Genomic DNA, 20,112 nt, shown 5'->3' on the forward strand with positions numbered 1-20,112 from the left:
GGGCTGGGTACTCCACCCCACCCCGTTCACCCGGATTCCAGGGGTCGTCGCAACACCTCGTTCTGAGGGGTTTGTGTGATGGAGCAGGTGGTCCGGGATGGGTCGGTCGACTACGCCGGTCGGTCGTTGTTGCGGCGGGAGGCCTACCTTGCTCTGGTGGATCAAGGCATGGGGTTCCGGCGGGCGGCTCGGATTGTCGGGGTTTCCTATCGGCTGACTAAACGCTGGCGTAACGGGCCGAAGCCGATCAGGTCGGCCGCTGAGCGTTCGGTGCGGGGCCGGTATCTGAACGCTGACGAGCGTATCCATATCGCTGACCGCCGCCGGGAGCAGGCGTCGGTCCGGCAGATCGCCGCGGAGCTCGGCCGGGATCCGTCCACGGTCAGCCGGGAACTGCGCCGCAACGCCCATCCGGACAGCGGGAGCTACCGGCCGTATGCGGCGCAGCGGCGGGCCGAGGCCCGCCGACCCCGCCCGAAACCCCGCAAGATCGACGCTAGCCCGCAACTGCGGGCGCTGATTCAGGACGGCCTGGACCTGCGGTGGAGTCCGGAGCAGATCGTGCGACGCTTGCGCCGCGATCATCCTGACCGGCCGGAGCTGTCCGTGTGTCCTGAGACGATCTACCAGGCCCTCTACCTGCAAGGCCGCGGCGGTTTACGCCGCGAGGTCGCGGCCGCGCTGCGCACCGGGCGGGTGATGCGCCGCCCCCACCGCAGCGCAGGGCAGCGCACCCCGCGGATGGCCACCGACATGATCATGATCAGTGAGCGGCCGGCCGAGATCGAGGATCGGGCGGTGCCCGGGCACTGGGAAGGTGATCTGATCATCGGCAAGGGCAACAAGTCCGCGATCGGCACCCTGGTCGAACGGCACACCCGCTACCTCATGCTGGTGCACCTGCCGGACGGGCGACGGACCCCGGACGTGTTCCGCGACGCCTTGATCACCACGATCACCACTCTGCCCGCGCATCTGCGCCGGTCGTTGACCTGGGACCAGGGCAGCGAGATGCACCTGCACCACCAGTTCAGCCTGGCCACCGACATGAGCGTCTACTTCTGCGACCCGCATTCACCCTGGCAACGCGGCACCAACGAGAACACCAACGGCCTGCTGCGGCAGTACTTCCCGAAATCCACCGACCTAGCCGTGCACAGCCGTGAACACCTCGACGCGGTCGCGGTCCAACTCAACGGCCGGCCCCGCAAAACCCTCGGCTGGGACACCCCCGCCGAACGCTTCGCTAAACTCCTCACCCAAGCCAACTGACCAGCAGTGTTGCAACGACCCCCAGAAACCGCCTCACTGGGTGGGGCAACTGAAGCAGATGGCTACGACAATTTTTCGCCGTTATCCACACGGCTCAGCTCCGGAAGCGCGCTACCGACAGGTCGGCCGGCACGGGTTCGCCCGCGCCGGTCACCGCGCCGGCCGCCAGACGGGCCAGGGCCGGGGCGATCTGAATGCCGTAGCCGCCCTGGCCCGCCACCCAGAACAGGCCGGGCGCGGCCGGGTCCGCCCCGGTCACCGGCTGCCGGTCGGGGGCGAAGGTGCGCAGGCCGGCCCACGCGGTCTGCACCGAGCGCAGGTCCAGCGTGGTCGCCTCGTTGACCCGCTCGATGGCCAGCGCCACATCCTCGTCGAGCGGGCGGGCGTCGCAGGGGTCGCTCGGGGTCTCGTCGGCGGGGGAGACCAGCACGCCGGCGCCCTCGGGGCGGAAGTAGAACGTCTCGCCTATGTCGCCGATCAGGGGCCACGAACGGTCGACGCCGGCCGCGCGTGCTACTGCGGCGGTGCGGCGCATCGGTTGGAGGCCGATGGGCGGCACGCCGAGTGCGACCGCGACCCGGTCGGCCCAGGCGCCGGCCGCGTTGACCACGGTGGTCGCCGCGACCGGCCCGGCCGCGGTGTCGAGCAGCCAGCGGGCGCCCTCGCGGCGGCCCTTGCTGACCTCGGCCTTGAGCAGCACCTGCACGCCGCGACGGCGGGCGCCGCCCAGATACCGCTGGTGCAAGCCGAGCACATCGATCTCGAAGGCGTCCGGCTCCATCAGCGCCGCGGCGCACCAGCCCGGCCGCATCGCGGGGAAGTACTCGGCCGGATCCGAGGCGATGAGCGTGGGCTGGGCCTTCGCCATGGCGTCCAGCCGGTCGAGCTGATCGGGCGGCGCCACCCACAGCATCGGCCGCGGGGTGAGCAGGCCGTCGAAGTCCGGCCGGGAGTCGGTGGTCAGCCGGCGCACGCGGGGGCTGCCGTAGCTCTCCAGGAACATGGCCGCCGAGCGACCGGTGGTGTGGTAGGCGGGTTGACTCTCCTGCTCGAGCACCACGACGGTCGCGCCGGCCGACAGCTCGTGAGCCACCGAGACACCGGCCATGCCCGCGCCGATGACGGCGACGTCAGCTTCGATCTCCATGCCTCATTGTGCGGTCGCCTACCGGGGTTCGGGGCAGCCCCCGGGTGGTCCCGGCGTAGGCGGTCCCGGCTTGGGCTTGTCCTTGGCCCACTTCACCTGCCACACCTTTGACCCGGTGGCGCTGGTGACACTGTAGATCGCCGCACCGTTGGCGAAACACACCCGGTCGACGACCGACGGCTGCGGCATCTGCAGGACCAGCTTGACCGGTTTCCCGTCCCCGCCGCCGGGGAGCACCTCGAACTGGTCACCGCGCGGATCACTGGCGTTCTCGCAGCGCATGACGAGGAACTCCTCGGCGCTGCCGTCCCCGTTCAGGTCGTAGTGGTCGATATGCGGGAAGACCGCATCGCGGAGGCAACTTATTTCGCTCCCATGTTTCATGTTCAGGTCGTTCTTCGTGGAGCTGTCCGGAGTGGCCCAGCCGCATCCGGCCAGTAACAGGACAGTTGCCACGGATACGAAGCGACGCATTTTGGGACCCCCTTCGCTTTGTTCCAGGCTGGGGCAGCCGGAACGCCGCGCGCCAGGGATCCGGTGTCAGTTGCCAATCGTCTGCCAGTTCAGCCGAGCACCGCGCGATCGGTCTCGCGATAAGCGACCTGAGCGCCGTCGAAACGCACGGCCGTCCACGCGAAGAATGCGCCGGCCCCGGTGATCAGAATGCCGCACCAATGATCGTCGGCACCGTACTCGATCTCGAACCCGAGGCGCCGCTGGTCGGACTCCCGCCCGACCCCGACCGTGATGTCGACCGCGTGGCGATGTGCCGCCAGCCAGTCGAGGCCCTTCTCGCCGTTGAACCGGCCCCACGCCGCATGCGATCGCGGGGAATAGCGCAGCTCGACTCGCCCGATGATGTGCCGCTTCGCCGCCAGGGCGACCCGTGCGACCTGGACCGTCACCGCGTCGACGTGGCAGCCGGAGTCCATCGGGTCACTGCCGTCCGCCACCTCCTGGGCCGGCCAGGGCGACTCGGCGCTGTCCTCGCCCGCCGCATAGACCAGTCTCCATCGATCTTCCCATTCCGCCGGATCGCCGCCGCACGCCTCGACATAGGCCGTTGTCACTTCGAGCGAGGGCAGAATCTTTCCCTGCTCCGCCGCCGAGATCGTGGTGTGCGAAAAGAACGTGCGGGCCGCCAGGGCGCGCCGGCTTTTGATGCCGGCCGAGATCCGCAAGCGCTGGAGATTCTCGGCGAAACGGTGAAGATCGTCACTCATGATCGGGCCGCCCCCCGGTGAGTTCGTCGTCCCGGCAATTGCATCCCGGGGCCGGCGCCGGTGGCAACCTTCTGTCAACTTGCCACGAAACCCTTGTCGAGGGCGCCGGGCCGGCGCCCTCGAGCCGTCAGGGGATCGGCGGGAAGGTCTGTTTGATCAGTTGGAGGCTGTCGAAGCGGTAGAAGTCGCAGCTGGTGGCGTCGGAGCGGGCGGTCGTGTAGAAGGCGTGCACGCCGGTCGGGGTGGAGCCCAGGCCCAGGCGGAGGCTCGACTGGTACCACTGGGTGCAGCCGCCGCCGGACGGGTTGAAGGTCAGGAACGGGGTGGCGGCCGGGCTGTCCAGGCGCAGCTCGACGGTGCCGGAGCCGGTGGCGCAGGAGCGCCACGTCGCGTAGCCGCTGGTCTGGCCGGGCGCGCCGAAGTCGATGCTGTCGAAGCGGACCCAGTCGCCGGGGGAGAAGGCGATCGCGTGTCCACCGGAGGCGTTCGCGTCGGCCAGGACCCGGACGCCGTGGGTCGCGTCGAAGCTCTCGGCCTCGATGAGCGACCCGAACGGCCGGGTGGGGGACGCGGCCGTGGCGGGGGTGGCGGCCAGCAGCGTGAGCAGGGCGGCGCCGACGACGGTGAACAGGGATTTGACGGTCATGACCCTCCTTCAGAGGACGGTGCAGGCGGTTCCGTTGAGGGTAAAGGCGGACGGGACCGGGTTGCTGCCCGTCCAACTGCCGAGGAAGCCGAACGACTGCGACCCGCCGGCGGCGATCGAGCCGTTCCACGAGGTGTTGGTGACCGTCACGGCGGCGCCGCTCTGTGCGGCCGAGCCGTTCCAGAGCTGCGAGATCGTCTGGCCGCCCGTGAAGGACCAGGCCAGCTTCCAGCCGGAGATCGCGCCGCTGCCGGTATTGGCGATCTTCACGTCGCCCTGGAAGCCGCCGGGCCAGCTACCCGTGACGCGATAGGTGACCGCGCAGGCGCCAGGAGTGGCGGTCGGCGGCGTGGTGGGAGGAGTGGTGGGCGGCGTCGTGGGAGGAGTCGTGGGCGGCGTGGTGGGAGGGGTTGTGGGGGGCGTGGTCGTGCCGATCTTGGTGGGGTCGACGACGCCCCAGTAGGCCGACTTCGCCTGCAGCCGGGTGTCGAAGAGCAGCGGGGCGTCCTTGCGAGCCACCGGATACGTGTCCAGCCAGGTGTTGTCGTCGGCCAGGCCCCACAACGTCACCGAGGTGATCGCGCTCGCGTACTTGCGGAACAGCGCGAACATGTCGCGGTACACGTACGCCTGCTGCAGCAGACGGTCCGCGGGCGGCGCCGGGAAGCTCTCGCCGCTGTTGGTGTAGATGCTGACGTCCATCTCGGTGATCTGCTGCTCGACGCCGAGCGGGACGAACTTCTGGATCATCGCCTCGGTGTCGGCGATCGACGGCCAGCTCACGTTGATGTGCATCTGGTGGCCGACGCAGTCGATCGGCACGCCTTCGCCCTTGAGCTGGGACACCAGGTTGTAGAGCTTGTCGCGCTTGGCGGCGACGTTGGTGTTGTAGTCGTTGATGCAGAGCTTCGCGGCCGGCGCCACCTCGCGGGCCACCTTGAACGCCGTGCGGATGTAGTCGAGCCCGGCCACGGTGAACCAGCTGCTGCGGCGCAGGCCGTCCGACTGGTTCTCGTCGATCACCTCGTTGACCACGTCCCAGGTGCCGATCGTGGTGCCGTAGTGGGCGGCGACGTTGCGGATGTGATTGTCCAGTCGCGACAGCAACAGCGTCTTGTCGGCGGCGGTCCCGGTCATCGCGGTGCCGTCGGCGCGGGTGAAGACCCAGGAAGGCGTCTGGTTGTGCCACACCAGCGTGTGCCCTCGCACCTTCATGTTGTGGGCTTTCGCGTACGCGATGAGGGGGTCCGCCTGCGTGTAAGTGAACGTGTTCTCGCTCGGCTCGGTGGCGTCCCACTTCAGCGCGTTGCCCGGGGTGACCGAGTTGAAGTGCTTGGCGAGCAGATCGCCGTGCAGGGTGACGGTCTCGGCGCCGGTGATCGCCGCGCCGACCGGGAAGTCGGTGACCACGTCCTTGACCGAGGGGATGCCGGTCTGGATCGGCAGCGCCGGGACGTAGCTGATCGTCACGTCGTCGAGGTACAGCGACCCGGTGGAGGACGCCGTCTCGACGTACACGTGCAGGAAATCCACGTCGGCGGCGAGCGTGTAATGCCCGACCAGGTTGACCCAGCTGCCGTTGGTGACGGCGGTGTTGCCCACGACGGTGTCGTAGGACGCCGTGCCGTCGGTGTGGCGCTCGACGCTGAGCCGGGCGTTGTCGGAGCCGTCGGCCATCCGCACCCAGGCGGAGATCGTGTACGAGGTGCCCTTCTCGAAGGTGCCGAGCACGTCCAGCGAGGGCCCGTTCCAGGCGGCGGTGCGGCCGGTGACCGAGAGGCTGTGCGTACCGCCGTGGGCGACGGTCGTGCTGTTGGCCAGGATCTCGGCGTTGCGGCCGGTCCAGCCCTGCACGGTGCCGTCCTCGAAGGTGCTGGTCAGCACGGTGATCGGGGCGGGTTCGTCGGCCGCGCTGGCGACCGTGGTGACGGTGACTGCGGCGATGGGGGCCGCGACCAGGACGGTGGTCACGGCGAGCCGCGCGAGAGCGCGCATCTGCGGGGTCCTTCGGGGGCCAAGGGTACGCGGATGAGAAAGTGACGCTCATCGTTACATGGGAGCGCTCCCAGAACAATGCTTCAGCCCAGCGGGGCGCGGACCAGGAACGAAGTCCCCCGCGCGTCCCCCTGCTCCACCCGCATCTCGTTTCCCACGTGCCGCACGAGTTTCCCGCGTTGCCCCAGCGCCTCCAGCGTGGCCGACCCGCGCGCGAACCCGCCCCGCAGGCAGAAAGTCGCCGCCTGCCGGAACGCGGCGCTCGGCTCGGCGACGCCGGCCTCGAGACGTCCGGAGGCGTCCCGCAGGTACCGCCCGTCGGCGGCCCGGAAGGAGAAACAATCGGTGGCGGCGAGCCCCGGCTCCGCCACGAACGTCGCCGCCCGCCGCGCCGCGGCCGGGCTGCCCGCGCTCACCTCGGCGAGCGCCCCGGCGTCACCGTCCACCGCGACGAAGCGCCCCTGGCTGTCGGCCGCCTCGAGCGACAGCGGGCCGCTCGCGATCTGCTCACCTCGCCGCGGAAGCGGTGGTGGCAGCCCGTTCGCCGCCTGGGAAGGCGCCGACACGGTCCAGCCGGCCACGATGGCGGCGACCCCCAGCGCCAGCGCCACCGCGCTCACGGCCACCGCGACCGGATGAGCCCGCACCGCCCCCAGAAACCGGGCGACGCGGGCGGCGAAGGTGTCAGTGTCGGCGTGAGGCAACGAAATGTCCCGATCCGTGGGCTGCCCCGGATCGTACCCTCACACGTGATGGCGCCAGCTGTGCTCCGGCTCGTACGAGAGAAGCCTCTTGGCCTTGTCGATCGACAGCATGGTCTCGTGCTCTCCCAGGTCTTTGCGCACCTCGACGCCCGGATAGACCTCGGCCGCCAGGCTCGCGGAGGAGCGGCTCATCACCGTGTCGGCATTGGCGATGATGAAAATCTCCACCCCCGTCGCCCGGTAGTCGAGGGCCTTGCGCACCGCCTGGGCGCCGTCGCGGGCGTCGATGTAGCCCCACAGGTTCCACTTGCGCCGCGAGGGGTCGGCGTCGAAGGACGGGAACTCGGCGTAGTCCTCGACGTCCATGACGTTGGAGAAGCGCAGGCCGATCATCTTGAGCTCGGGGTTCCAGCGGCAGAACTGGGCCGCCATCGTCTCCTCGAGATGCTTCGCCAGGGAGTAGCGGGACTCGGGGCGGGCCGGATACTCCTCGTCCACCGGGATGTACGGCGGCGGGGTGTCGAACGGCAGGCCGAGGACGGTCTCGCTGGACGCCCACACCACGTTGGTGATGCCGGCGGCCTTCGCGGCGGCGAAGACGTTGTAGGTGGCGATGATGTTGTTCTGGAACGTGGCCGCGTTGCCGGTGATGCCGGGCGCGGGGATCGCCGCCAGGTGCACCACGGCGTCGATGCGGTCGTACCGGTCGTCGATCGCGGTGAGCGCCTCGATCGTCTGCCCGTAATCGGTCAGGTCGATCCGGATGTCCGGCCGCTGCGCCGCCGCGTCCAGGTTGACCACCTCGTCGCCGGTCTCCCGAAGATGGGCGACCACGGCCCGGCCGAGTTTGCCGGTGCCACCGGTGACCGCGATCCGCATCGTGCCTCCAAAAATGTCGTAGCCAGATGCGAGCGTAGCGATGAGTTCCGGTGGGCCGCCCGGTCAATAGGGGCAAGAATCGAGACGAGGAGCGAGAAGATGAGCTACGCGGACGTCAACGGCATCAACCTCTACTACGAGACCCACGGCGAGGGCCGCCCGCTGGTCCTGCTGCACGGCGGCCTGGGCTCCGGCGAGATGTTCGCCGCCAACCTGCCCGCGTTCGCGGCCAACCGGCAGGTGATCCTGCCCGACCTGCAGGGCCACGGGCGCACCGCCGACGTGGACCGGCCCCTCGACATCCGGCTGATGGGTGACGACATCGCGGCGCTGATCGACCACCTGGGCCTCGACCGCCCCGATGTCGTGGGTTATTCGCTCGGTGGCGGCGTCGCCATGCAGGTCGCGTTCAACCACCCGGAGAAGGTCGGTCGCCTGGTCAGCGCAAGTGCTGGCATCCGGCGCGACGCGACGTACCCGGAGATCCTCGGCCAGCAGGGCCAGGTCAACGCGGCCGCGGCCGAGTTCATGAAGGAAACCCCGATGTGGGAGCTCTACCAGCGGGTCGCGCCGCGCCCTGAGGACTTCCCCCGCCTGCTCGACAAGATCGGCGAGGCGATGGCGAAGGACTTCGACTTCACCGAGCAGGTCCGCGCGCTCTCGGTGCCCACGATGATCGTCGCCGGCGACGCCGACATGTGCCCGCCGAGCCACTTCGTCGAGGTCTTCAAGCTGCTGGACGGCGGCCTGCGCGACGGCGGCTGGATGGGCGAGGGCCGGTCCGCGGGCGGTCACGCGCTGGCGATCCTGCCCGGCGTCACTCACTACGCGATGGCGGATTCGCCGCTCTTCCCGGCGGTCGCGCTCGACTTCCTGAAGGAGAAGTAATTTGACTGATGCTGCCGCCGGCGCCTCCGGGGATGATCAAGGCATGAGCACAGCCAGCAGGGTCGCGATCGTCACCGGCGGTTCGCGCGGGATCGGCCGTGAGGTGGTCGAGCGGCTCGCCCGCGACGGGTTCGCGGTGGTGATCGACTACGCGGGCGACAAGGCCGCCGCCGACGCGGCCGTGGCCGAGATCTCCGCGACCGGCGCCCAGGTCTTCGCCGTCCAGGCCGACGTCGCCGACGAGGCCGCGATGCGGTCGGTCTTCAACCAGGCCGAGCAGCGGTACGGCGGCGTCGACGTGGTCGTGCACTGCGCCGGCGTCATGCCTCTCGCCCCGCTCGCCGAGCTCGACCTGGAGGTCCTCGACCGGGTGCTGCGGACCAACGTGCGCGGCACCTTCGTGGTCGACCAGCTGGCCGCCCAGCGCGTCCGGGCCGGCGGCGCGATCGTCAACTTCTCCAGCTCGATCACCCGCTTCGCGCGGCCGGGCTACACGGCGTACGCGGCCAGCAAGGGCGCCGTCGAGTCGATGACCCTGATCCTGGCCCGTGAGCTGCGCGGCCGCGACATCACGGTCAACACCGTCGCGCCCGGCCCGACCGCCACCGACATGTTCCTGACCGGCAAGTCCGACGAGCTGATCGCCCGGATCGCCGCCGAGCCCCCGCTGGAGCGCCTCGCGCACCCCGGCGACGTGGCCGAGGTGGTGGCGTTCCTGGCGGGCCCGGGCCGCTGGGTCAACGGGCAGGTCATCTACGCGAACGGCGGCGCGATCTGAGCCCTCAGGGGCCGGCTTTCGCCGAGCGGGTGCGGGCCGCCTTCCGTCGCGGCGACAGCGACGAGGTGGTGCGGATGAGCCAGGCCGAGCTCAGCCGCGCCCGCGCTTCCGGCGACCGGCCCGGCGAGGTCGAGGCCCTGTACGCGCTGTCGCGGGTGGCCGCCCGCGGCGGTGACCTGCCCGGCGCCGAGCGGCTGGCCGGGGAGGCGCTCGTGGCCGCGATGCGCGCCGGCGACCGCGGCCTGGAGGAGCGGCCCCGGCATGTGCTGGCCGCGGTCGCCCGGATGAGCGGCGACCTGCCGCGCGCCCGCGACCTCTACAAGGCGAGCATCGCGCTGAACCGGCAGCTGGGCAACGCCGAGACGGTCAACTCGGAGTACCACAACCTGGCCTTCACCGAGTTGCGCCTGGGCAACATCGAGGTGGCCCGGGAGCTGTTCGCGGCGGGCCGGCAGGAGGTGTTCCGGGAGGGCTGGGACGGGTTCGTGCCGTACGTCTGCGTGGCGGCCGCGGCGCTGGCGTCAGCCCAGGGCGAGCACCGGCGGGCCGCCTTCATGCTCGGCGTGGCCGACGGCGCGTTCGCGGCCCTCGGCCAGATCCCCGACCCCGACGACGCGGCCGAGCTGGCCACGGTCCGCGCCGCCGCGCTGGACGCGCTGGGCGAGGAGGCGTTCACCGAGCAGTACGACCAGGGACTCGTCGTGCCGCCACGGGAGGCCTTCCCGGGTTGAGGGGGCCGCGCTCGAAGCCGTCGAGGTTTGATGACTTGCCGCTCGGGCCGAACCGCACGTCATCAAGATCTGTGAGCGGGCCGAGGCGCGGCCGGGAGGCAGGCCGAGCCGCGGGAAGGGCCGAGCCGCGCAGGGCTGGCGGCGGCGTGCTCGGGGGAGCCGGCGCCGATCGAGAACATCGCGTGCGGCAGCGCCGTCAGCGCGACCGGCGCGAGGTCGCTGTCAGGGGCGCTCGGTGCGGACCGGGTCGCCGCGGACGAGATCGTCGTGGACCTGCCACCGGGCGGTGGTCAACGCCTGGGCCGCCGCCGCGTCGCCCTGCGCGAGGCGGGCCCGGAGCTGGCGCATGGCGAGGCCGCGGTTGAGCGTGAACTGCCGCTCGGTGTCGACCACCACGACCAGGCCGGACGGGCGGTGGGTGGCCCGGCAGGCGGTGCTCGCCTTGTTGCGGTGCTGGCCGCCGGGACCGCCGGTGCGGCAGGCGACCACGTCCACGTCGGACTCGTCGAACGGCGTGCGCGGAGCGTTGACATCGACGGGATGGGCGATCACGTACCAGTTCTTGCGGCCGTGGCCGCGCCGGTACGGGCTCGGCGCCTGCCAGCAGAGCGTGCCGGTCCACGAGGCGGCGAAGGCGTCGTCGGCGATCCGCAGCAGGATTGAGCGGAAGGTGCCCGGATGGTCGCCGGGTACGGCCTGGACGCGCGTCGCCACCACCTTCCGCCGGCGTGCCTCCTCCTCGAGGCGGCTGGTCAGCCGGGCCACGGCCCAGGAGCATTCCTCAGGGCCGCGGCCGGCCGAGACGAGCAGGTGGATGGTCATCGGGTCTTGTAGGTGACCAGCGGGACCGTGGCCACGATCGGGGTGGCCAGGCCGTGGCTGGTGAGGTCGCCGACCACCTGCTCGATGCGCTTGTAGGCGGTCGGCGCCTCCTCGAAGAGCAGCTGCCGGTCGCCGCAGACGACGATCGAGCCGACGGGTGTGCGGCGCAGCTCGGCGACCGTGTGCTTGGCCTTGCCGCGGCGCAGGGCGTCGGCGCGCGACATCTTGCGGCCGGCGCCGTGCGCCACCGAGAAGTTCGCCTCGGGGCCGGCGTGGGCCGCGACCAGGAACGACCGCGTGCCGCGGGTCCCGGCGATCAGCACGTCGCGTCGGTCGCCGCGGGCGGCGCCCTTGCGGTGCAGATAGACCCCGTTCTCGTACGTCACGAGGTTGTGGCACTCGTCGACCAGAGGCTCCTCGGGTGCGGCGCCCAAGGCCCGCGCCACGCGGTCGGCCAGCACCCGGCGATTGCGCGACCCCCACCGTACGGCGTCGTCATGCTCTTTGATGTAGGTCTCCGGATCGGGGGCGGGACCCGCGCCGTGGACCTCCGTGTGGCGGCGGAGGATGCGCTCGCCGATGCCCCGCGAGCCGCTGTGGACGATCAGCAGGAGGTCGCCCTTGGCCAGGCCCGGACGGTCGGCGAACACCTCGTCCACGCGGGCGAGCTCGACGAAATGGTTGCCGCGGCCGAGCGTCCCCAGCCCGTCATCGCCGAGAGGCTTGTCGAGGTCCGGGAAGCGGGCGGCGAGCTTCTCGGGGGAGGGGCGCTTGAGCCGGATCGGGAAGACGGCGATGCCGCACCCGATGTCGGAGCCGACGAGGAACGGGTAGAGGACCGTGGAGGTCATGGCGGCGCCGATCGGGGCGCCCTTGCCGGGGTGCAGGTCGGGCATGCCGGCGACGTGCAGCATGCCGTCGAGCGCGGCGACCTGGTGGCACTGGTCGACGGCGGAGGACTCGATCCAGCTGGAGGGTGAGGCGAAAACGCGCACGGTGGCAGACAAAACTTCCTCAGGTTTCTCGAGGCTTCCGGGACTCGGTGGAGGAGATGTCAGCGCGTCATGACGGGAAGCATCCCCGGGCGGCGAACCCGGGGCAATCGATTTACCGGCTCACCGGCTTGACGTAGCGGCGGCACGGCACGTGGATGCCGGTGGCGACGTAGTCGAAGCCGCCGTCGTCCTTCCAGCCCGAGCGCTCGTAGAAGCGGCGCGCCCGCGCGTTGCCGGGGACGACCGCCAGCCACGCGACGCCGTGGCCGTTGGTGGCCACCAGGCGCTCGGCCTCGGTCAGCAGGACGTCGGCCACGCCGCCGCCGCGGAAGGAAGCGTCCAGGTAGACCTGCTCGACCTCGTCGGCCACGACCATGACGAAGCCGGCGACGACGTCGCCAACCTCGGCCACCGTGGTGTCGGGGACGCGCTCGGCGGCGCGGGCGCGGAACGAGTCGGGCGTGCGGGCGGCGATCAGCTCGTCGGGGACGTTGCCGAGGTGGCCGTCGCGCCAGCCGGTGTGCCAGATCATCGCGATGCGCGGGGCGTCGGCGGCGCGGGCGCGGCGCAGCGTCACCGGCGGCATGTGCAGCAGGTCGTGCAGGCGGGCGGTCAGGGTGGCCAGGCGCTCGTGGGCGGACGGCTCCGAGCGCGGCGAGAGGCGGAAGTCGCGCAGGCCCGGATAGACGGCCTCGAAGCGGGAGCGGGCGGCGCGCATGGCCTCGTCGTCGGTGGCGTCGGCGCACAGGCAGGCGGCGATCTGCCACATGCGCTGCTGCCAGGTGAAACCGGCGCGGCTCTCGGCGGCCAGCAGCGTGGAGAGGTCGGTGGCGGCCCGGCGGGCCTGGTCTCGGGTGGTCATGACGAAATACCCCCGGTCGAAACGTCGACGGTCGCAAATGGACGCTACCGCAGGCAACCCCGTCCGGGCCGGAAATCGCCCTTCCGACACTTCATAGATGTTGATCTATTGAGCCGGAAACATCTATCGGCGTCCATCGCTGACTACGGGGGTAAGTGATGTTGAGACGGCTTGCCGCGCCCGCGGCTCTACTCACTCTCGCGCAATTCCTGGTGGCTACGCCGGCGTCGGCCGAGGTGCCCGCCGCCCAACCGAAGAAACCCGTCGTGGCGCCGCCGGGGCCGGGTCCGGTCGACCGGGCGCTGCCCAGCTCCTCGGCATCGGGGCACGGGCTGGCCAAGGGGGAACGGCCGCCGGTCGTGCCTCCGGGCATCAAGGCTTCCGGAAAGCCGGCCCGTGTGAAGTCGACACGGCTGGCGAAGCCGCAAGTCCGGGCGCTGGACGCGCCGACGACGCCCGGCCCCGGCGCGCGGGACGTGCTGCTGCGGTCCGGGTTCGAGATCGCCGACACGTCGCTCGTGCTGTATTTCGACTCCGACGACACCGCCGACTGGCAGACCTGGAAGGCGACCGTCTTCGACCCGGCGACCGGCACCGCGCAGGAGTCGGCGTCGCTGGCGGCTTCCGACCTCGCGAAGTGCACGACGCCGCGGGACTTCTGCCGCACCTTCGGCGCGAAGGACGGCTGGGTGCTCGAGGACGGCCACGACTACTTCGCGACCGTCACCGTGACCAAGAAGGACGCGACCGAGGTCGTCTCCGAGCCGTCCGCCAACGCCAAGGCGCGGGCCACGATCGAGCCGCCCGCCATCCCGGCCGACCAGGCCGCCGGCTGCGCGTGCGGCAACGTGCTGCACCCGACCGCGGTCGGGCAGGCGGTGCGCGGCGGCGGGGTGAACACCGGCACCGGCTCGTTCACCTTCTCCTCGAACGACCTGCGGATGGCCGGGTTCGGCGTCACGTTCGACGCGGTGCGCCGCTACTCGTCGACGAACACCGGCGCCGGATCGATGGGGCTGGGCTGGGCGTGGAGTTACGACGTGCGGGTGATCCCGCCGGCCGGGGACGCTACCGCGGTGACCGTGCGTGCCGACGACGGCGCCCAGGTCACCTACGGTCGCAACGAGGACGGCTCGTTCAAGCGGCCGGCCGGCGTGCGGTCCAACCTGAGCGCCACCGGCACCGGCTGGAAGCTGGTCACGCCGGCGCAGATCACCTACGCCTTCGACGGCACGGGCCGGCTCACCTCGGTGAAGAACAGTCGCGGGCTGGGCCTGACGCTCGCCTACACCGCGACCCAGCAGAAGATCACCGACGCGGCCGGCCGGGTGGTCACCGTCGACCTCGGCAGCGACGGCCTGATCCGCAAGATGAGCCTGCCGGACGGGCGAAATGTCCGATACGGCTACACGAACGGCCAAATGACGGCAGCGACCGATGCTGACGGAAATACCTGGAAATATCAGTACGTCGGCACGCTGCTGAGCAAAGTCATCGACCCTGAGCAGCGCACGCAGGTCAGCACCACGTATCAAAATAACCGCGTCGCGAGCCAGACCGACGCCCTCGGCAAGATCACGACCTTCGCCTGGGACGCCGGCAAGCAGGAAGCCACCACCACAGACCCGGACGGCGTCGTCTACTTCGACGGCTACCGGGGCAACGTGCTGGTCTACAGCCAGAACGGCAACGGCGACACCACCAACCAGCGCTACGACCAGCAGATCGACCCGACGCTGCTGGTGGACGCCAAGGGCAACCAGACCGTCTCGGCCTACGACGGCGCCAGCAACATGGTCAGCCAGAGCGCGCCCGAGCCGTTCAACTACACGGTCAGCAACACCTTCGACCCGCACAACAACCTGACGTCGCACACCGACGGGCTGGGCAAGACGTCGACCTACGGCTACAACGCGTTCGACGAGATCCAGCGCATCACCGATTTCGGCGACAACACCACGATCCTGACCGTCGACGACCGTGGCCTGGTCACCGCGATCACGGACCCGAGGAACAAGAAGACCACCTTCGCGTACGACGCGGCCGGTAACCTCATCGAGCGGGCCACGCCGCTGGGTGAGAAGACCGGTTTCGGGTACGACCAGGTGGGCCGCCCGGTCAGCGAGACGGACCCGCGCGGCACCGTCGCGGGCGCGGACCGGGACGACTTCACCACACGGTACGTCTACGACAACCTCGATCGCCTGCGGAAGACCTACGACCCGGGCAAGCGGGAGCCGTGGATCACCGAGTACGACGAGCTCGGCCAGGTGGTGCGGGCGGTGGACCCGCTCGACAACGCCACCACGTACTCGTACACGAAGGTGATCGGCCGGACCGCGAGCGTGACCGATCCGACCGGGTCGAAGACCGAATACACCTACACGGCGGCGGGTCGTCGTTCCTCGGTGACCGACGCTCTCGGGGGCAGGACCACGCTCGCGTACGACAACCGCGGCAACCTGTCGACGGTGGTGTCGCCGCGCGGCAACGTGAAGGGCGCGAACCCGGCGCAGTTCACCACCACCTACACCTACGACTTCAACAACAACCTCGTGCGGGCGCGCCGGCCCTACCCGGGCGGCGGGTTCGTCACCGTCGACGCCGGCTTCGACGAGATGAACCGGGGCGTGACCAGCACCAACGCGTTCGGCAAGGTCACCACCACGAAGTACGACAACAACCACCAGGTGACCTCCACCGTCGACCCGCTCGGGCAGGAGACGTCCTTCTCGTACGACGAGAACGGGCGGCCCACCGCGGTCACCACCCCCGGCGGCAGCACGCTGAAGTCCGAGTACGACGCGGCCGGCAACCCGATCGCCCGGACCACCGGGACCGGCGGGAAGACGACCTGGGCGTACGACGACGACGGCCGGGTGCTCACCGCCGTCGAGGCGCGCGGCAACGCCGAAGGGGCGAACGCGGCCGACTTCACCACCTCGTACGCGTATGACCGGGCCTCGAATCTCACCAGCGTGACCGACGCGCTCGGCGCGACCACGCGCTTCGGCTACAGCGCCGTCAACAAGGTGGTCAGCAACACCGATCGGGACGGCAACACCACCACGCTGAGCTATGACGACGCGAACCGGCTCACCAGGGTCGTGGCGCCGACGAAGGCCACGACCAAGTACGAGTACGACCGGGTCGGCCACGTCGTCAAGCGCGTCGACCCCAACGGGCACCTCGGCAAGTACGGCTACGACGCGCTCGGCCGGATCGCCACCGTGACCGACGCGATCGACCGCACGTCGAGCTACGCCTACGACGCCGAGGGCAACATGATCCGCTACACCGCCCCCGGCTACGGCTCGAGCGACGCCGCCCAGCGCAGCATCGTCAACACCTTCGACCTGCTCGGCCGCCAGGTCGGCCAGGACCAGGGCGCCGGCGACCTGATCTACGCCTACGGCTACGACGCCGACAACCGGATGACCAGCATGGCCGACGCGAACGGGCTGCGGACCATGTCCTACGACGCCGACGACCAGCTCACCCGGGTCAGCCGGGACGGGCAGGACTTCTCGTACGGCTACGACGCCGACGGCAACGTCACGTCGCGCACCTGGCCGGACGGGACGAAGATCGCCGCCTCCTTCAACGACGCCAACCAGATGACCTCGCTGTCCGCCTCGGACGGCGTGGCGGGCTCGGCCGGCGTCAGCTGGAGCTTCGGCTACGACGTCGCGGGGCGGCTCACCAAGACGACGCTGCCGGGCGCCGTCACCGATCGTTCCTACGACCGGGCCGGGCGGCTCGACGATCTCAACACCACCCAGGGCGGGAACGTGCTCGCCCGCTACCAGATCACCCGCGACCCGGTGGGCAACCCGACCGCCATCACCACGACGCGGGGGACGGCGACGCAGGATGTGCGGTACAGCTATGACGCCGCCAACCGGATTACGTCGGCCTGTTACAACGCCTCCGGCTGCGCTGACTCGGTCAGCTACAGCTACGACGGGGTGGGCAACCGCCTCACCCAGAAGCTGAGCGGCACCGCCGGCTCCGGCACCACGAAGTACTCCTACGACGACGCCGACCAGCTGGTCGAGGCGTACAGCCCGGAGCGGACCGGCGGCAACACGATCAAGTTCCAGTACGACTCCCAGGGCAACATGATCAAGGCCGGGTCCGACTCGTTCGCCTACAACCTGGACAAGACCATGGCCTCGGCGACGGTCGGCGGCAAGCAGGTCAGCTTCAGCTACGACGGCCAGGGCCTGCAGATCGGCGCGATCTCCGGCAGCGGCGCCGACGTGGCGACCCGCACCTGGAAGCAGGACATCAACGGCACGATCCCCTCGCTCGCGCTCGAAACGGTCAGCAAGGGCGATTCGTCGACCACCCGCGGGTTCCTCACCGATGCGGGCACCTCACCGCTGGCCATGCTCACTTCGGACGGCGCCGCCACGTACGTCCCGGACTGGCTCAACGGGGTCGCCGATGTGCTCGACGACAGCGGCGCCGTGCTGGCGGCGTACGACTATGACCCTTATGGAAATGCCCGGACAAATGGGACGGCGGCCTCCGTCGCCGGGGCCGGCACCGACAACCCGGTGAAGTTCGCCGGCGGCTACCAGGACGGCCAGCTGGGCTCGCAGTACTCGTTCCCGGCGCGCACCTACGACCCGTCCACCGGCCGGTTCGGCGGCACCGACCCGGTCGCCCGGCCGTTGCGGGCCGGCGCGGTCTCCACCTACGGCTACGTCGAGGGCCGGCCCACGGTCCTGCGCGACCCGTCCGGCGCCAGCTCGGACCCGGACCACGACGCCGCCGAGGAGCTGGCTCTCGAGCAGCTCGACCCGAAGTACGGGCCGTGGAACGTCTACGCCGCCGACGTGCCCGGCCGCCGCCAGCTGCGCGGCGTCAGCACCGAGATCTGCATCCCGACCTTCGACCCGCAGCCCGGCGAGCCCGCCAGCAGCTGCCCCGACATCATCGCCCGCTTCGGCGCCCAGACGTTGCTCTGGGAGGTCAAGCACGGCACCGACCAGCTCTCGGCCGGCCACCGCAGCCAGCCGATCCGCGAGTACTTCAACGCCAACCAGGTCAACCGCTACCTGCGCTCGCTGACCGCGGCGGGCTGGCCGAACCCGCGTCCCGGCCCGGACATCGTGCCGGCCAGCCGGGTCGACTCGCGGGGCACGCTGACGATCTTCTCGCGGGTCGACTGGGCGGCCTGGGCACGTCCCGGGGCGCGCCCGGCCACCGATCCGGCCAACGCGTCCGGGATCATCTACTACTTCCGGGTCCCGCCGCCGCCGGTGCCGACCGGCAAGCCCACCGGACGCCCGACCCCGGGCGCCACGGAGGAGCCGACCGAGGAGCCGACGTCCCGCCCGGTCGACAAACCGGTGCAGTCGCCGGTGGACGAGCCGGTGGTCGCCGGGTCGTTCCTGGAGGACGCGTTACTGATCGTCGCCGCCGTCGCAGTAGTGGCGCTGGTCATCGTCCTGTTGCCCGAGGAGATCCTGGTCGGGGCGGCGGTCGCCCTGTTCGGCTGGGCCATGTCGTGGTAGTTCGATGAGTTCGCGCGGCCCCGGGTAACCTCCGGGGTCGCGCTCTTTCCCGGAGGACTCACACGATGGAGATGCCGCAGGCGGAGTTCGACGCCGTCGACTACTTCGTCCACGAGCGCGGCCGGGCGCCGGCCCCGCCGCCGCAGCTGGCCCTCTACCTCGACTACGACCACGACTCGCTGTCCGAGGTGTTCCCGCAGCTGCTCGACGATCTCGCCGCCACCGCGCCCGGCGTGCGTCCCGTCGCGGCCGGCTGGGCGCTGTCCCGTTCGCCGTCCACGGGCACCGACACGTGGACGGACGACACGCTCGACCGCGTGATGGCGGCGCTGCGGACGGGCCGGCTCGAGATGCTCCAGATCTCGTTCGCCGACTCCGCGGACCGCCGGCTGTCCCTCGCCGTCGACGCCGTCCCCTCCGATCCCGCGGCCGGTCAGGGCGTCTCGGCCAGCTCGGCGCAGCTGTGGACGGCCGCGGAGGCGGAATCCCTGCTCGATCTGATCGCCAAGCAGCGCGGCCTGCGGACCGCCGCGATCACCTGGGACCGCACCGGACTGCACAGCTCGGCCTGGGAGCTCTGGTACGACGTGCTGCCCCACGAGATGGTCCGCCACACCCGCGATCACGTGCGCGGCTACTACTGGGCGGTGCTGCTCACGGCGGGCCACCTGGCCCGCCTGCCGGATCTCCAGCAGCGCGCGGAGGCGGCGGGCTTCGTCGTGGTCCCTCTGGGCGACGCTTTTCTCGTACGCGATCCCGCGCCCATCGCCGATTTCGACGACACCCGCCTCGCGGCCGCGAAGGAGCTGTACCGCCCGGTGCTGCTCGACCGCGAGTACATCTGCTACCAGGGATACCCGCTGCGGATCGTCCGCGACCCGGGCACCGCCTTCCGCAAGGTCCCGCCGGGGTCGCCGTTTCCCCAGCTCACCTGAGGCCGTCCAGGATGGTGCTCAGGTTGTGGTGGAAGGTCTCCCCGGGGTCGAGGTGGGCGCCCTCGATGACGAGCCGGGCGACGGTCGGGTAGCGGCCCGTGTCGAGCATGCGTTTCACGTACGGCCCGAGGGTCGCCTGCCACGCGGCCTCGTCGGTCCCGGTGGACCGGGCGGTGCGCCGCTCGGTGACCTCCCGGCGCAGCGCCCCGACGAGGAAGCCGTTGAGGGCGCCCAGGGCCCGCTGGAGATCTTCGATACCGCGCACGCCGGGGGCCTGGCTGAGCGCCGCCGCGGTCGACTCGCCCACCGCGAGCGCGTGGGGGCCCAGGTGCGGCCGCGCGCCGAGCACGTCGGCGAACCACTCGTGGTCGAGAGCGGCCGTCCGCGTCCGGTGCACGATGGCCAGCACCGTGGCCCGCCAATCGGCTTCCGGGCCGGCCTCGGCGATCTCGGCGTAGACCGCGTCGACCATCAGATCGAGCAGCTCGGACCGGTTGGTCACGTAGTCGTACAGCCGCATCGGGCCGACGCCGAGCTCCTTGGCGATCTTGCGGACCGACAGCCCGTCGAGGCCGTGCTCGTCGGCGATCCGGATGGCCGTGGCGGCGATCTTCGCCCGGCTCAGCGGCACCGGCGCCGCCCGCGGCTGCGGCTCGGGCCGTTCCCAAACCGGCAACCCTTCGCTACCGTACGGCGTATCCACGAGGTAC

At 70.7% G+C, this 20,112-nt stretch carries 17 protein-coding genes; 6 read left to right on the forward strand and 11 right to left on the reverse strand.

The features are described from left to right. Positions 1 to 78 precede the first annotated feature (78 nt). On the forward strand, positions 79 to 1,272 hold the full coding sequence (locus ACQPZX_RS16455; RefSeq protein WP_433363724.1) for an IS30 family transposase: 1,194 nt from the start codon (positions 79 to 81) through the stop codon (positions 1,270 to 1,272). Between the two features lie 94 nt (positions 1,273 to 1,366). Here ACQPZX_RS16455 and ACQPZX_RS16460 read toward each other — a convergent pair whose 3' ends face one another. The 7 genes from ACQPZX_RS16460 to ACQPZX_RS16490 all read right to left on the reverse strand — a co-directional run bounded on the left by ACQPZX_RS16460 (position 1,367) and on the right by ACQPZX_RS16490 (position 7,866). After that, positions 1,367 to 2,419, reverse strand: a complete 1,053-nt coding sequence (locus ACQPZX_RS16460; protein ID WP_433381083.1) for an NAD(P)/FAD-dependent oxidoreductase — start codon at positions 2,417 to 2,419, stop codon at positions 1,367 to 1,369. Between the two features lie 18 nt (positions 2,420 to 2,437). Beyond that, a complete protein-coding gene (locus ACQPZX_RS16465) occupies positions 2,438 to 2,875 on the reverse strand; it encodes a hypothetical protein (RefSeq protein ID WP_433381086.1) in 438 nt (145 codons plus the stop codon). Positions 2,876 to 2,982: 107 nt separating this feature from the next. Next, positions 2,983 to 3,600: a helix-turn-helix domain-containing protein gene (locus tag ACQPZX_RS16470; RefSeq protein WP_433381089.1), complete on the reverse strand. Its 618-nt coding sequence runs from the start codon at positions 3,598 to 3,600 to the stop codon at positions 2,983 to 2,985. 169 nt (positions 3,601 to 3,769) lie between these two features. Further along, the gene (locus tag ACQPZX_RS16475; RefSeq protein WP_433381092.1) at positions 3,770 to 4,288 is read right to left on the reverse strand and encodes a carbohydrate-binding protein; all 519 of its coding nucleotides are present in this window, start codon (positions 4,286 to 4,288) and stop codon (positions 3,770 to 3,772) included. 9 nt (positions 4,289 to 4,297) lie between these two features. Beyond that, entirely contained in the window at positions 4,298 to 6,283 is a 1,986-nt protein-coding gene (locus ACQPZX_RS16480; RefSeq protein WP_433381095.1) for an endo-1,4-beta-xylanase, read from the reverse strand. An 83-nt stretch (positions 6,284 to 6,366) separates the two neighbouring features. Then, positions 6,367 to 6,987, reverse strand: coding sequence for an AbfB domain-containing protein (locus tag ACQPZX_RS16485; RefSeq protein WP_433381098.1), 621 nt, complete (start codon positions 6,985 to 6,987; stop codon positions 6,367 to 6,369). Between the two features lie 39 nt (positions 6,988 to 7,026). Further along, a complete protein-coding gene (locus ACQPZX_RS16490; protein ID WP_433381101.1) occupies positions 7,027 to 7,866 on the reverse strand; it encodes an NAD-dependent epimerase/dehydratase family protein in 840 nt (279 codons plus the stop codon). A 99-nt stretch (positions 7,867 to 7,965) separates the two neighbouring features. Here ACQPZX_RS16490 and ACQPZX_RS16495 point away from each other — a divergent pair, with 99 nt between their 5' ends. The 3 genes from ACQPZX_RS16495 (at position 7,966) to ACQPZX_RS16505 (ending at position 10,263) form a co-directional block, all read left to right on the forward strand. Then, a complete protein-coding gene (locus ACQPZX_RS16495; protein ID WP_433381104.1) occupies positions 7,966 to 8,754 on the forward strand; it encodes an alpha/beta fold hydrolase in 789 nt (262 codons plus the stop codon). 43 nt (positions 8,755 to 8,797) lie between these two features. Beyond that, positions 8,798 to 9,532, forward strand: coding sequence for an SDR family oxidoreductase (locus ACQPZX_RS16500; protein ID WP_433381107.1), 735 nt, complete (start codon positions 8,798 to 8,800; stop codon positions 9,530 to 9,532). A 74-nt stretch (positions 9,533 to 9,606) separates the two neighbouring features. Beyond that, a complete protein-coding gene (locus ACQPZX_RS16505) occupies positions 9,607 to 10,263 on the forward strand; it encodes a tetratricopeptide repeat protein (protein WP_433381109.1) in 657 nt (218 codons plus the stop codon). A gap of 222 nt (positions 10,264 to 10,485) precedes the next feature. Here the strand turns inward: ACQPZX_RS16505 and prfH are convergent, their stop codons facing one another. From prfH to ACQPZX_RS16520, 3 genes are read right to left on the reverse strand one after another with little or no spacing between them, the layout of a single operon-like run. After that, positions 10,486 to 11,085 carry a peptide chain release factor H gene (gene prfH / locus ACQPZX_RS16510; protein WP_433381112.1) on the reverse strand — a complete coding sequence of 200 codons (600 nt, stop codon included), beginning with the start codon at positions 11,083 to 11,085 and terminating at the stop codon, positions 10,486 to 10,488. After that, positions 11,082 to 12,143: an RNA ligase RtcB family protein gene (locus tag ACQPZX_RS16515; protein ID WP_433385269.1), complete on the reverse strand. Its 1,062-nt coding sequence runs from the start codon at positions 12,141 to 12,143 to the stop codon at positions 11,082 to 11,084. The genes prfH and ACQPZX_RS16515 overlap by 4 nt, the downstream gene beginning before the upstream one ends. 49 nt (positions 12,144 to 12,192) lie before the next feature. Then, positions 12,193 to 12,942: a GNAT family N-acetyltransferase gene (locus ACQPZX_RS16520; RefSeq protein WP_433381115.1), complete on the reverse strand. Its 750-nt coding sequence runs from the start codon at positions 12,940 to 12,942 to the stop codon at positions 12,193 to 12,195. A 158-nt stretch (positions 12,943 to 13,100) separates the two neighbouring features. Here ACQPZX_RS16520 and ACQPZX_RS16525 point away from each other — a divergent pair, with 158 nt between their 5' ends. Both ACQPZX_RS16525 and ACQPZX_RS16530 read left to right on the forward strand, forming a co-directional pair. Continuing rightward, positions 13,101 to 18,467 (forward strand): RHS repeat-associated core domain-containing protein, encoded by a 5,367-nt coding sequence (locus tag ACQPZX_RS16525; protein WP_433381118.1) that lies wholly within the window; start codon positions 13,101 to 13,103, stop codon positions 18,465 to 18,467. 65 nt (positions 18,468 to 18,532) lie between these two features. After that, positions 18,533 to 19,402 carry a hypothetical protein gene (locus ACQPZX_RS16530; RefSeq protein WP_433381121.1) on the forward strand — a complete coding sequence of 290 codons (870 nt, stop codon included), beginning with the start codon at positions 18,533 to 18,535 and terminating at the stop codon, positions 19,400 to 19,402. Here ACQPZX_RS16530 and ACQPZX_RS16535 read toward each other — a convergent pair. Further along, the gene (locus ACQPZX_RS16535) at positions 19,395 to 20,105 is read right to left on the reverse strand and encodes a TetR/AcrR family transcriptional regulator (protein ID WP_433381123.1); all 711 of its coding nucleotides are present in this window, start codon (positions 20,103 to 20,105) and stop codon (positions 19,395 to 19,397) included. The two genes, ACQPZX_RS16530 and ACQPZX_RS16535, sit on opposite strands and share 8 nt — an antisense overlap. Positions 20,106 to 20,112 lie beyond the last annotated feature (7 nt).

The organism is Actinoplanes sp. CA-142083 (genome assembly GCF_050942195.1).
Lineage (GTDB): Bacteria > Actinomycetota > Actinomycetes > Mycobacteriales > Micromonosporaceae > Actinoplanes.